At 62.9% G+C, this 11,951-nt stretch carries 11 protein-coding genes; 3 read left to right on the forward strand and 8 right to left on the reverse strand.

The genetic code is table 11. The annotated features are described in order from the left end of the window. The 5 genes from AYR66_RS14645 to AYR66_RS14665 form a co-directional block, all read right to left on the reverse strand. Positions 1-1,678, reverse strand: a 1,678-nt coding sequence (locus tag AYR66_RS14645; protein WP_088709828.1) for an ABC transporter permease, incomplete at its 3' end; no start/stop codon positions are given. Next, positions 1,678-2,262: a DUF4126 domain-containing protein gene (locus AYR66_RS14650; protein ID WP_088708094.1), complete on the reverse strand. Its 585-nt coding sequence runs from the start codon at positions 2,260-2,262 to the stop codon at positions 1,678-1,680. The genes AYR66_RS14645 and AYR66_RS14650, both read right to left, overlap by 1 nt. Positions 2,263-2,286: 24 nt before the next feature. Continuing rightward, positions 2,287-3,300, reverse strand: a complete 1,014-nt coding sequence (locus AYR66_RS14655) for an adenosine deaminase (protein WP_088708095.1) — start codon at positions 3,298-3,300, stop codon at positions 2,287-2,289. Between the two features lie 102 nt (positions 3,301-3,402). Continuing rightward, on the reverse strand, positions 3,403-3,795 hold the full coding sequence (locus tag AYR66_RS14660) for a TraR/DksA family transcriptional regulator (RefSeq protein WP_088708096.1): 393 nt from the start codon (positions 3,793-3,795) through the stop codon (positions 3,403-3,405). 49 nt (positions 3,796-3,844) lie between these two features. Beyond that, positions 3,845-4,864 carry an SDR family oxidoreductase gene (locus tag AYR66_RS14665; RefSeq protein ID WP_088709829.1) on the reverse strand — a complete coding sequence of 340 codons (1,020 nt, stop codon included), beginning with the start codon at positions 4,862-4,864 and terminating at the stop codon, positions 3,845-3,847. Positions 4,865-5,093: 229 nt separating this feature from the next. Between AYR66_RS14665 and AYR66_RS14670 the strand changes: the two genes are divergently transcribed. From AYR66_RS14670 to AYR66_RS14680, 3 genes are all read left to right on the forward strand, one after another. Continuing rightward, entirely contained in the window at positions 5,094-5,372 is a 279-nt protein-coding gene (locus tag AYR66_RS14670) for a hypothetical protein (protein WP_088708097.1), read from the forward strand. A gap of 97 nt (positions 5,373-5,469) precedes the next feature. Continuing rightward, positions 5,470-6,645, forward strand: a complete 1,176-nt coding sequence (locus tag AYR66_RS14675) for an HPP family protein (RefSeq protein ID WP_337367085.1) — start codon at positions 5,470-5,472, stop codon at positions 6,643-6,645. Between the two features lie 106 nt (positions 6,646-6,751). Further along, positions 6,752-6,958 carry a hypothetical protein gene (locus AYR66_RS14680; RefSeq protein ID WP_088708099.1) on the forward strand — a complete coding sequence of 69 codons (207 nt, stop codon included), beginning with the start codon at positions 6,752-6,754 and terminating at the stop codon, positions 6,956-6,958. A gap of 9 nt (positions 6,959-6,967) precedes the next feature. Here the strand turns inward: AYR66_RS14680 and AYR66_RS14685 are convergent, their stop codons facing one another. From AYR66_RS14685 to AYR66_RS14695, 3 genes are all read right to left on the reverse strand, one after another. Further along, positions 6,968-7,750 carry a PRC-barrel domain-containing protein gene (locus AYR66_RS14685; RefSeq protein WP_170942153.1) on the reverse strand — a complete coding sequence of 261 codons (783 nt, stop codon included), beginning with the start codon at positions 7,748-7,750 and terminating at the stop codon, positions 6,968-6,970. A gap of 323 nt (positions 7,751-8,073) precedes the next feature. Continuing rightward, on the reverse strand, positions 8,074-10,659 hold the full coding sequence (locus AYR66_RS14690) for a bifunctional aconitate hydratase 2/2-methylisocitrate dehydratase (RefSeq protein ID WP_088708101.1): 2,586 nt from the start codon (positions 10,657-10,659) through the stop codon (positions 8,074-8,076). 261 nt (positions 10,660-10,920) lie between these two features. Further along, positions 10,921-11,949: a chemotaxis protein CheB gene (locus AYR66_RS14695; RefSeq protein WP_206047182.1), complete on the reverse strand. Its 1,029-nt coding sequence runs from the start codon at positions 11,947-11,949 to the stop codon at positions 10,921-10,923. Positions 11,950-11,951: the final 2 nt, after the last annotated feature.

The raw sequence follows: 11,951 nt of genomic DNA on the forward strand, positions 1-11,951 counted from the left end.
TCTCCACCGTCACCGCGCGGCCGTTCACCTCCACCAGGCGACCGCGGATCATCGGATAGAGCATCGCGCGTCCCTTGCTGCTTGCGGCAATGCGCTTTTCGATATCCGCCTTTTGTTCCCTCTGGATATTGATGATGAAGCGGTTCGGGGCATCGGGCGGTGTCGATTCGCGCCATGCGGTCACGAGGTCGCCGCGAATCACCGTCAGCAGCAGCAAGGCCATCAGGCCCAGCGAGAGCGACACCGCTTGCACCACCGTCGCGCCGGTGCGGCGCTGAAGGGCCGTGACCGCAAAGCGCCAGCTCGGATGGTTGATCGCAGGCCGCAGGAAACGCAGCGACTTCAGGCCGAGGAAGGCAACGAGCGCGAATGCGGCAAATCCGCCGAAGAAACCGGCTGCCGTCAGCAGCCCGAGCTTGGGATCGCCCGACTGCCACAGCAGCAAGCCGGTGAAGGCGGACAGTCCGAGCGCGTAGGTTGCCAGCGTCATGGGTTGCGGTGCATCCTGCTCGCGCCGGATGACGCGGTTGTGTGGCACGTTGCGCAATTGCAGGATGGGCGGAATCGCGAATCCGACCAGCAGCACCAGGCCAGTCGCCACGCCTTGCACCGCGGGAATGAAACTCGCGGGCGGCAGCGTGTGCGTCACCAGTCGGGCGAGCCATTCCAGCAGCACGAAATGCGCGGCAAAGCCGACCGCTGCGCCGAGCAGGCTGCCGACGAGACCGACTGCCAGGAATTCGACCAGGTACATCGCGGTAACCTGGTTCTGCGTGAGACCGAGGCAGCGCAGCATCGCGCAGGCGTCTAGATGGCGCAGCATGAAGCGCCGTGCCGCCATCGCGACCGCGACAGCCGCGAGCATGGCGGACAGCAGTCCGACCAAGGACAGGAACTGTTCCGCGCGATCCAGCGTCGCGCGCATTTCCGGCCGTCCGGATTCCAGCGATTCGACGCGCACGCCTTTCACGTAGTCGCTCTCGATCCGGTCCTGCACCCAGCGCCGGAATGCGGACACGCGCTCGGGATCGCCGGCGACCTGCAGCCGGTAACTGACGCGCGAGCCGAACTGGATCAGGTTGGTGGCGGCTAGGTCTTCGAGCGGCAGCATCACGCGCGGCGCGAAATTGATGAAGCCGGCGCCACGATCGGGTTCGATCGCAATCACCTTGGCGATGCGGAAAGTCTTGTCGCCAAGACGGATCGGATCGCCCATGCCGACATCAAGCGCCTGTAACACCCCTGCATCCACCCATACGGTATCGGGCGCGGGGATGTCGCGTGTCTCTGCATCGGGCGCCTCAGGCTCGTTCGCAATGCGGAGCGCACCGCGCAGCGGGTAGCCTGGCGAGACCGCCTTCACCGAAGCAAGCTGCGAACGCGTGCCGTCCCCCTCCCCGGCCAGCGCCATGCTTGGGAAGGTCACGGTATCGGCCAGCATCAGTCCGCGTTTCTGCGCCTCCTCGCGCCAGGCGTGATGGACCGGCTGGTCGGCATTGATGACGAGGTCGGCGCCGAGCAGGCGATGCGCGTCGCGCGTCAGTCCGGCACGCATGCGGTCGACGAAGAATCCGACCGACGACAGCGATGCCACCGCAACGATCATCGCAACCAGCAGGAAACGAAGTTCGCCCGCACGCCAGTCGCGGCGGGTCATCCGCAATGCCTGTTTCAGCATCAGGTACTCAACTTTCGGAAAATCCATCGCAGGCCGCGCCAGAGTTTCGGCATCAGCCACAGTGCGACGAGGAAAAATGCGATCAGGAAGGCAAACAGCACCAGCGGGTGGAAGAAGGCCATCCACAGTCCGCCGAGCACGCCGACGTCTTCAGTGAAAGAAGCCGCCCAGTTGCTGAACGGCTCGGGCGAGGTATTGATCAGCGCGCGGCTGCCCGCCTTGGTCACATGGGCGCCGGCGGCAACGGTGCCGCCAAGCAGCGCGGCAATGGCGGTCCACTCCGAACCCATCTCGCCCAGCGCCGCCGCACCGAGCACGGCCCCGGCAGGCACACGGATGAAGGTCTGGACCGCATCCCAGGCGGAATCGACGCCGGGCACCTTGTCGGCAAGGAATTCGACCAGCAGCAAGGCGCCGGTGACCGCCATGACCCAGGGCGACTGCAGCACTTCCAGCGCCGGAGGCAGGTCGATCCAGCCGGCGCGACCGAACCAGCCGGCGACAAACAGCGTCATGTACAGCCGTATGCCGCTGGCCCAGGACAGGCCGCCGGCCAGTGCGGCGGCGGAGAGAGTTTCAGCCATCGCCCCTCCTGAGGTCAGGATGGATTACTGCTCGAAGAACGCGTCCACTTCATCCAGGAATTTCTGCTTTGCCTGCGCATCGAGGAAAGACGCCGCGAAGCTGTTGCGCGCCAGCCGGTACGCATGGTTCTTGTCCAGCGGCAGCGCATCGAACATCTGCACAAAGTTCTCGTTCACGTAACCGCCGAAATAGGCCGGGTCATCGGAATTGACCGTCACCGTGAGGCCGGCGTCCAGCAGTTTCACCAGGTTATGGTCGCCCACCTTGTCGAACACGCGCAGCTTGATGTTGGACAGCGGGCAGACCGTCAGCGGCACCTTGTCGCGCGCCAGACGCTGCGTCAGCGCCGGGTCTTCGAGGCAGCGCACGCCGTGGTCGATGCGCTCGACCTTCAGCAGGTCGAGTGCGGTGCGGATGTATTCCGGCGGTCCCTCCTCGCCCGCATGCGCGACGAGGCGCAGGCCCAGTTCCTTGCAGCGTGCAAACACGCGTGCGAATTTTTCCGGCGGATGGCCGCGCTCGGACGAATCGAGCCCGACGCCGATGATTTTGTCCCTGTAAGGCATGGATTGTTCCAGCGTTTCCAATGCCGCCTCTTCGGACAGGTGCCGCAGGAAGCACATGATGATCGCCGAACTCATGCCCCACTCTGCCCGCGCATCCTTGAGCGCGCGATGGATGCCGTTGATCGCGGTGCCGAACGGTACACCGCGGTCGGTGTGCGTCTGCGGGTCGAAGAAGATTTCCGCATGCTTTACATTGTCTTCCCGCGCGTGCTGCAGGTAGGCCCAGGTCATGTCGTAGAAATCCTGCTCCTTGAGCAGCACGCTCGCGCCTGCATAGTAGATGTCGAGGAAGGATTGCAGGTCGGTGAATGCATAGGCGCGGCGCAGTTCTTCGACCGAGGCATAGTTCAGCTTGACCTGGTTGCGCTCCGCCAGCGCGAAAATCAGTTCCGGCTCGAGCGAGCCTTCGATGTGCATGTGCAGTTCCGCCTTGGGCATCTGCTTCAGTGTCTCACGTAGTGCCGCATCCATCCCATCCTCCTTTTACCGTGAAATATGTGGCGATTGTACGGTAACAAGGGCCGGGTGCGGCAAGTGCCAGCGACATCTCGCGATGCCGCCGGGACACTGGACTTACATGGTCGCGCCGCGTGCCCCGTCCGCGTGCGTTTTCTCCCATGCCTGCTGGCATGGAGCACAGCGCTCGGCAGTCGGCTGCACCTTGAGGCGCTCAAAGGGAATCTCGGTTTCGCAGCTGACACAGATGCCGTACGTCCCGTTTTCCATGCGGATGCGCGCCGCCTCGATGGCCCGCAGTTCGACAACGTCACGCGTGATCGCGGCATTGCCCAGGTCGACCGACAGGTTGGCGAACGAGGAATCGCCGGGGTCCGGCGCTTCGGAAGCAACATCAGAGTAGTCATCCTGGTCGCTCACTTCGCGGTCCAGCTCCGCGCTGAGATCCTTGAAGCGCGCCGCAAGCACGTGTTTAAGGTCGGCAAGTTGCCCATTACTCAGGTTTGGCATGGCGTTTCTCCCAATATGACAAATTGATCAATTCCGCTGTGCATGGCAATCAGCCCGGCGCCTGCTGCGGGCGGCCACGCCACCAGGCTGCAAGGACGAGGCCGACGCCGAACATCACCGCAGTCACAATGCGCGGGTGGATGGCGGCGCTGGTGTACAGGCTCGACTCGAATATCGGGCCGGGCAGCCCCTGCCGCTCAAGCAGATCCGGGCCTGGCTGATGCAGGCTGTTCTGGTTGCGGTCGCGCGCCGGCACGCGGGTCTTTTGCTGCCGGAAAAGGAAGCGCTTCATGTAGCTGTCCATTGTGCGCGGCACGTAATACGCGGTGGACGACGCGAGCCGCGCAGCCCCGCCGACGAAGATGTCGCGCTTGAAATTTTCCGCGGCGTACAGGATGGCATCGGCGGCGATGCCGGGCGCATAGACCGGCGGCGGCAGGCGCGGCTCGACCTCCATGTAGTTCTTCGCATGCTCGACGAACATGGTGTCCAGCGCGGCCGGCTTGATGAGCGTCACCGCAACCGGCGCCTTTTCCGCCTCCAGCTCCAGTCGCAGCGAATCCGTGAAGCCCTTCACCGCATGCTTCGAGGCGCTGTACATGCCCTGAAGCGGCAGCGCATGGTCCGACACTTCGCTGCCGATGTTGATGATCGCGCCTCCGCGCTGCTTGAGATGCCTTGCGGCCACCAGCGAGCCATGCACCACGCCCCAGAAATTGGTCTGGAACAGGCGCCGCTGATCCTCCATGGCAATATCCTCGGTCCTGCCAAAGATCGACACACCTGCATTGTTGACCCAGGTATCGAAGCCGCCGAAGCGGTCGATCGCCGCTTGCGCCACCTTGCGCACGTCTTCCTCGATGCCGACGTCGGCGACGACATGAATGGCCTCGTTGCCCCGTTTCGCGAGTTCGAACGTCAGCTGCCTCAAGGCATCCTCGTTGCGGGCGACCAGCACGAGCTTTGCGCCGCGCTGCGCCGCCTTGCGCGCCGTCGTCAATCCGATGCCGCTGGTGGCACCTGTAATGACGATGACCTGTTCGGGGATTTTCTTGAGCTGAAATTTCATGTCGACGCTCCTTTCCGCTATCGCCGCAGCGAAAAACATGCCTGCGTCCGGCACTGCGCAAGGGGACTTGATTGGCTCTCCGGCTGAAATTTTTACCGCGTGCATGCGCGAATTTTCATCGCCACCGCCTTGCGCGATTCGGTCTACAATCAGTCAGTGCCAACGGCAAGCGCAATGCAAATAAGAAGCCCGTTCCGGCCTCTCGGCCGCCCAGGGCAGGAGAATCGCAATGACCTTTCCGAGAAACCATTTTGGCGTACCGCAATATCCCGGCCACGATGCGCGCCGCCTTTTCGTCCTCTTGTCTGCCATAGACCTGCTGGAACGCCCCACTGTTTCAGCCATCGCCGACCTGACCGGCCATGACCGCGAGACCATCGATGCCGAGGTGCAACGATTGCGCGAGGAATTCGGCGTCGTCCTGCACAAGGTCGGCGAGATCTATCACATCGAATCCTGGGGCGAAGTGCTCAAGAAAAACGGCGTGAAACGCTACCTCAAGGCTTGATCGCAGTCATGTTACTTCGCACCAAAAAGGTGCGTTTCGTGTAGACTCAACTCCTTTGACCGCCTTCAAAGGCCGGTTGTTGTGTCCGGAGTTTCGATTGACCAGGTTTTTCCAGTTTTTCCGCGACTGCCTCCCCCGCCCCATGGCGGTCAGCCGCACCGAGCGCCTGCGCGCCTGCTGCGGCACGCTGATCGGCATTTTCCTGACCGCGCTGGCAAGCCGCCTCGCGCTGGGCCCAGATGCCAGCCTGCCGATGCTGATCGCGCCGCTGGGCGCATCGGCCGTCCTCCTCTTCGCCCTGCCTTCCAGCCCGCTGGCCCAGCCGTGGAGCGTCCTCGGCGGCAATGTCCTGTCGGCGCTGATTGGTGTTGTCTGCTTCCGCGTTGCCGGCGACTCGGCACTGGCCGCAGCCCTCGCCGGCTCCTGTGCGATTGCCGCGATGTTCGCGCTGCGCTGCCTGCATCCGCCTGGCGGCGCCATCGCGGTAACCGCCGTCCTCGGCGGCCCGGCAATCCACGCCGCCGGATTCGGCTTCGCGCTGGCGCCGGTTGCCGTCAACTCGGTACTGATGCTTATCGTGGCGCTCGTGTTCAACAATGCGACGCGCCACCGCTATCCGCACCGGCACCAGACAGAGGCGAGCAAGCACAACACCGGCGACGCGCCGCCCAGCAACCGCCTCGGCTTCACCCAGGGCGATCTCGATGCGGTGCTCGACAAGTACAACGAAGTGCTGGACGTGAACCGAGACGACCTCGGCACGCTGTTCATGCAGGCGGAAATGCAGGCCTACCGCCGGCGCTACGAGGAAATCACCTGTGCCGACATCATGTCGCGCGACATCGTGACGGTCGAATTCGGCACCGAGCTGGAAGAAGCCTGGATGCTGCTGCGCAAGCACAAGGTAAAAGCGCTGCCGGTGGTGGACCGCGCGCGGCGCGTGATCGGCATCGTCACCTTTGTCGATTTCATGAAAAACGCCAACCTCGACGTGTACGACGGCTTTGACACCAAGCTGCGCCATTTCATCCGGCGCACGCCGGGGCTGCACGCAGAGAAGGCAGAAGTGGTCGGCCAAATCATGACGCGTCAGGTGCGCACCGTGCGCGACGACATGCATATCGTCGAACTGGTGCCCCTACTGTCCGACATTGGTCTGCACCATGTGCCGGTCCTCGACAGCGAGCGGCGGCTGGCCGGCATGATCACGCAATCCGACCTGATCGCCGCGCTCTACCGCGGACGCCTGGTGGATACGGCAGTGGCTGCGTAGCGCCCTGCGCTCTCGCCAATACTGTCTATACTGGTCTTACAGCAACCTGGGGAGCGGCACTGCAGCCCCGCTTTCGGTCCCTCCCCGTACAGGCAAGGAACCAGTCATGAAACACCACCTCTCCCGCAAGTCCGACGCCAGGAAGGCCGCCCGCCAGAACATCCCCGCAAGCCCGTTTGCCGGCAAGCCGATGGACGGCAGCCAGTACATCGACGTGATCGAGGAACAGGAATACGCCGACCGCCGGCCGTCCGAGGACGAAAACCGGCCGCGCTATTCGTACATGCACCAGGACAAGGACACCAAGAACTGAGCAGGCGTATCACTGAGGCCGGTGCGATGCGCCGGTCTCGCCCGCATTACGTACGCGAAACATCTCCAGCTCCGCCCCGCTCTCGGGCGGATGCGCTTCATCGTACTCGGGGCTGTGCTCCACCTGGTCCCGCGTGGCATTCACGAGCACAGTCCGGTCTTCCCAGCTCACCCTGCTGATCTCGCGCGGCGGGATCAGCACATGCTTGCCGACCAGCCATTTGCGCGTGTCCACGACCATCAGGTGGATAGACCAGTCAACCTGGTCGAACAGGAAGTCCTCGACATGACCGATCTGCCGGTCAATGGCATGGATGTGGTAGCCGACCACTTCGTGGCAGCTGCGCAGGTGCGGATCGGCGTGCGCGCGCTCCTCGGCCATCCGCTTCCGGATCGCCAGTTCGTCGGCCGTATCGAGCGGCCTTTTCTCCACCACGCCAGGATAAACCGCGGATCCCCGATGCGGCCCCGCCCAGTAGTAGGGATAGCCGTAATAGGTGTTAAATTCTTCTTCATGCTGACGCTCGACCGGCTTGGCGGTATCGATGCTGGGGCTGTTCCGGATCTGCTGCATCGTGAGCCCGACGCGCAGCGCACGATGGCCCCACTCCTCCGCCAGCACCGACATCGGCGACAGCAGGACATCGAAGCCGTTGGGCCAGCCGCCGGTGTTCACGACGAGGTAGCGGATTGTCCATGCGGCATCGTCGAAGTACACGTCCTTGACGCTGCCCAGTTCGCCGTCGGTGGCGGCGATGGCGAATCCCCGAAGCGCATTGGCACTGTGAAGCATGGCGACCTCCTGCAATGTCCACAAAATTAGGTCTTGCGGAAACTGAAAGGTTCCGGCGCGCATGCCGCAAATGGAAAGGCCCTCCGCTTGGGGAGGGCCTGGAATTGGTGCCGGTACGTTTCCATACCGCCGGCTCCGGTACTTACATCTTGTTCTTCTCAGAAAAGCATGTATGCAGTGATGTTAGCGGGATGGCACTGCCGGGCTTTGAGTTTCCTCAACTCAAATGATTGGCCGGTGGAAAGAACAGAAAAACAAAAAGGGCTTCCCCGCGAGGAAGCCCTTTTCCGCCATTGCACGGGAAGAACCGTGCGGAAAAGCGATTACAGCTGGACCGTGTCCGCCACTTCGCGGAATTCCGCGATCTGGTCGAAGTTCATGTAGCGGTAGATGTCGGACGCGTTCTTGTCGATCACGCCGATATTCGCCATGTACTCTTCCTTGGTCGGGATCTTGCCGAGCATCGCGCAGACAGCCGCGAGTTCAGCGGAGCCGAGGTAGACGCGCGTATCCAGTCCCAGACGGTTCGGGAAGTTGCGCGTCGAAGTCGACATTGCCGTGGAACCCTTGCGGACCTGTGCCTGGTTACCCATGCACAGCGAGCAGCCCGGCATTTCCATGCGGGCGCCGGTACGGCCGAGGTTGCCGTAGTGGCCTTCGGCGGTCAGCACCTGCTGGTCCATCTTGGTCGGCGGAGCAATCCACAGGCGGACCGGAATGTCGGTCTTGCCTTCCAGCAGCTTGGACGCCGCGCGGAAGTGGCCGATGTTGGTCATGCAGGAACCAACGAACACTTCGTCGATCTTGTCGCCGGCGACTTCGGCCAGGGTCTTCACATCGTCCGGATCGTTCGGGCAGGCGACGATCGGTTCCTTGATGTCGGCCAGGTCGATGTCGATGACGGCTGCGTACTCGGCATCGGCGTCGCCCTTCAGCAGTTCCGGCTTGGCCAGCCATGCTTCCATCGCCTTGATGCGGCGCTCGAGCGTGCGCTTGTCCTGGTAACCGTTGGCGATCATCCACTTCATCAGGGTGATGTTCGAGGTCATGTACTCGGCGATCGGTTCCTTGTCGAGGTGGACCGTGCAACCTGCGGCGGAACGCTCTGCGGACGCGTCGGACAGTTCGAATGCCTGTTCAACCTTCAGCTTCGGCAGGCCTTCGATTTCGAGGATGCGGCCGGAGAAGATGTTCTTCTTGCCCTTCTTCTCGACGGTCAGCAGGCCCTGGCGGATTGCGTACAGCGGGATCGCGTTGACGAGGTCACGCAGCGTGACGCCCGGCTGCAGCTCGCCCTTGAAGCGGACCAGTACCGATTCCGGCATGTCGAGCGGCATGACGCCGGTTGCGGCAGCGAATGCCACCAGGCCGGAACCTGCCGGGAAGGAGATACCGATCGGGAAGCGGGTGTGCGAGTCGCCGCCGGTGCCGACGGTGTCGGGCAGCAGGAGACGGTTCAGCCAGGAGTGAATCACGCCGTCGCCCGGACGCAGCGATACGCCGCCACGGGTCGAAATGAAGCTCGGCAGCGACTGGTGCATCTTGACGTCGACGATCTTCGGATAGGCAGCGGTGTGGCAGAAGGACTGCATCACCATGTCGGCGGAGAAGCCGAGGCAAGCCAGGTCCTTCAGCTCGTCACGGGTCATCGGGCCGGTGGTGTCCTGGGAGCCGACGGTGGTCATCTTCGGTTCGCAGTAGGTGCCCGGACGAACGCCCTGGCCTTCCGGCAGGCCGCATGCGCGGCCGACCATCTTCTGTGCGAGCGAGAAGCCCTTGCCGGAATCGGCCGGGTTCTGCGGCAGGCGGAACAGCGTGGACGGTGCCAGGCCGAGTGCCTCACGTGCCTTGGCGGTCAGGCCGCGGCCGATGATCAGGGGGATACGGCCACCTGCGCGGACTTCGTCGAAGATCACGTCGGACTTGACCTTGAATTCGGCGATGACTTCACCGTTCTTCAGGGCCTTGCCTTCGTACGGACGCAGTTCGATGACGTCGCCCATTTCCATCTTGTTGACGTCGAGTTCGATCGGCAGCGCGCCGGCATCTTCCATCGTGTTGTAGAAGATCGGAGCGATCTTGCTGCCGAGGCAGACACCGCCGAAACGCTTGTTCGGGATGAAGGGGATGTCTTCGCCGGTGAACCACAGGACCGAGTTGGTCGCGGACTTGCGGGAAGATCCGGTGCCGACCACGTCGCCGACGTAGGCGACCAGGTTGCCCTTGGCCTTCAGTGCTTCGAGTTGCTTGATCGGGCCGACCTTGCCCGGTTCGTCCGGGTTGATGCCGGGGCGTGCATTCTTCAGCATTGCCAGCGCGTGCATCGGGATGTCGGGACGGGTCGTCGCATCCGGAGCGGGCGACAGGTCGTCGGTATTGGTTTCGCCGGAGACCTTGAACACGGTCAGGGTCATGCTCTGCGGGACTTCCGGACGGGAGGTGAACCACTCGGCGTCGGCCCAGGACTGGATCACGGCCTTGGCGTTGGCATTGCCCTTGTCGGCCAGTTCCTTGACGTCGTGGAAGTAGTCGAACATCAGCAGCGTCTTCTTCAGGCCTTCAGCGGCCACGGTACCAACAGCGGCATCGCCCAGCAGGTCGATCAGCGGCTTGATGTTGAAACCGCCGAGCATCGTGCCCAGCAGCTTGGTGGCCAGCTCGCGCGAAACCAGGGGGCTCTTCTCGGTGCCCTTGGCAACGGCTTCCAGGAACGCGGCCTTGACCTTGGCGGCGTCATCCACGCCAGCGGGAACGCGGTTGGTCAACAGGTCGACCAGGACCTGCTCCTCACCTGCCGGCGGGTTCTTCAGGAGTTCAACCAGTTCCTTGGTCTGCGCCGCGGATAGCGGGAGCGGAGGAATGCCGAGGGCCGCCCGTTCGGCGACATGGTTACGGTACGCTGCTAGCATGAGTGTGCTCTTCCAGAGTTGGGGTTATAGAAAAGACAAGGAACAATCCTGACCTGCCTGTACTGGCGATATTGTACCTGAACAAGTCTTCTATAAGACATAAGACCTAACAATAAAGTCGGAAATTTTTCAAAAGCACGAAAAAGATTGCCTCCGGCGCAATCTTTTGGCAAGCGAAAAGACGCCTTCTGCCTTGCTCAGGCAATGCAAAACAGGAATATGCCCCCACACCGGGAAGCATTCAGGAGAATACGCGGAACGTCAGGTATCCGAGCCGCGCGAAATAATGCGCCGCAGGGTTTCCGCATGGCGGGCCACATTCTCGGCCGTCGCCAGATGTTCGTCGAAGACCGCCGTCTGGTTTGCGGCTTCCGCCGAGGCGGCGAGCCGGTGCAGCAGCATCTGTTTCTCGTGCAGCGCCCTGACAGCCGCCCAGATCGCCTCCTCCACCACGGCGTCCTGTGCGGTGTTCAAGCCTTGAGCCGTGTATACATGCCCGGTGTGGCAGCGAAAATTGGGCGGATTGCTGCCCTTGATTTCCCACAGCGAGCCATGGCATTCCGGACAGGTCAGCCCGGAGGCAACGGCGATTTCGCTCAACGCATTCATCTCCGTTTTCTGCCGCAGGTCGAATCGCCCCTGGACCTCGATGGGATGCATATACGCGGCAATGGGAACCTGTTCCGAAGCCGATCCGGCCAGTTGAACGAGGCAGTCGGCGAGCTCCTCGACCGGCAGGCAGGCGTCGACCTGGACATGGTTGATCGCACTGCGCGGCATGGCTGGCTCATCCGCATCGAGCGGGTCCTGCACCAGGGCTAGCCCGCCATAGGCCTTGATGGCCTGCAGGCCGATCGTTCCATCGTCGAGAAGCCCGGTCAGAATCACGCCGATCGCATTCTCCCGGTAGTACAAGGCCGCGGAGCGAAACAGGGGATCGATTGCCGGGCGGGAGAAATTCTCTTTCGGGCCCCGGGTCACGCGGACAATGCCGTCTTCCACCAGCAAATGCCGGTCGGGCGGCGCCATGAGGACCACGCCGGGCTTGATCGGTTCGGCGTCGACCGCATGCCGGACGGGAAGATTCGCATCCCTTTCAAGAATACGGGGCATGATGCTGTAGCGGCTGCCCACGTGCATGACCACCAGGACAGGCGCGGGAAAATCCGCCGGCAACCGTTTGAGCAGGCGCCGAAGCGCATCCGGACCGCCGGCCGAGGTCCCGATCACGACTATTCTGGAGTTCGCAGGCATCGAGTCTTTCCTATCGTTGAAAGGCGGACGCCGCAAGG

The sequence above is a fragment of the Noviherbaspirillum denitrificans genome, from assembly GCF_002211445.1.
Lineage (GTDB): Bacteria > Pseudomonadota > Gammaproteobacteria > Burkholderiales > Burkholderiaceae_D > Noviherbaspirillum > Noviherbaspirillum denitrificans.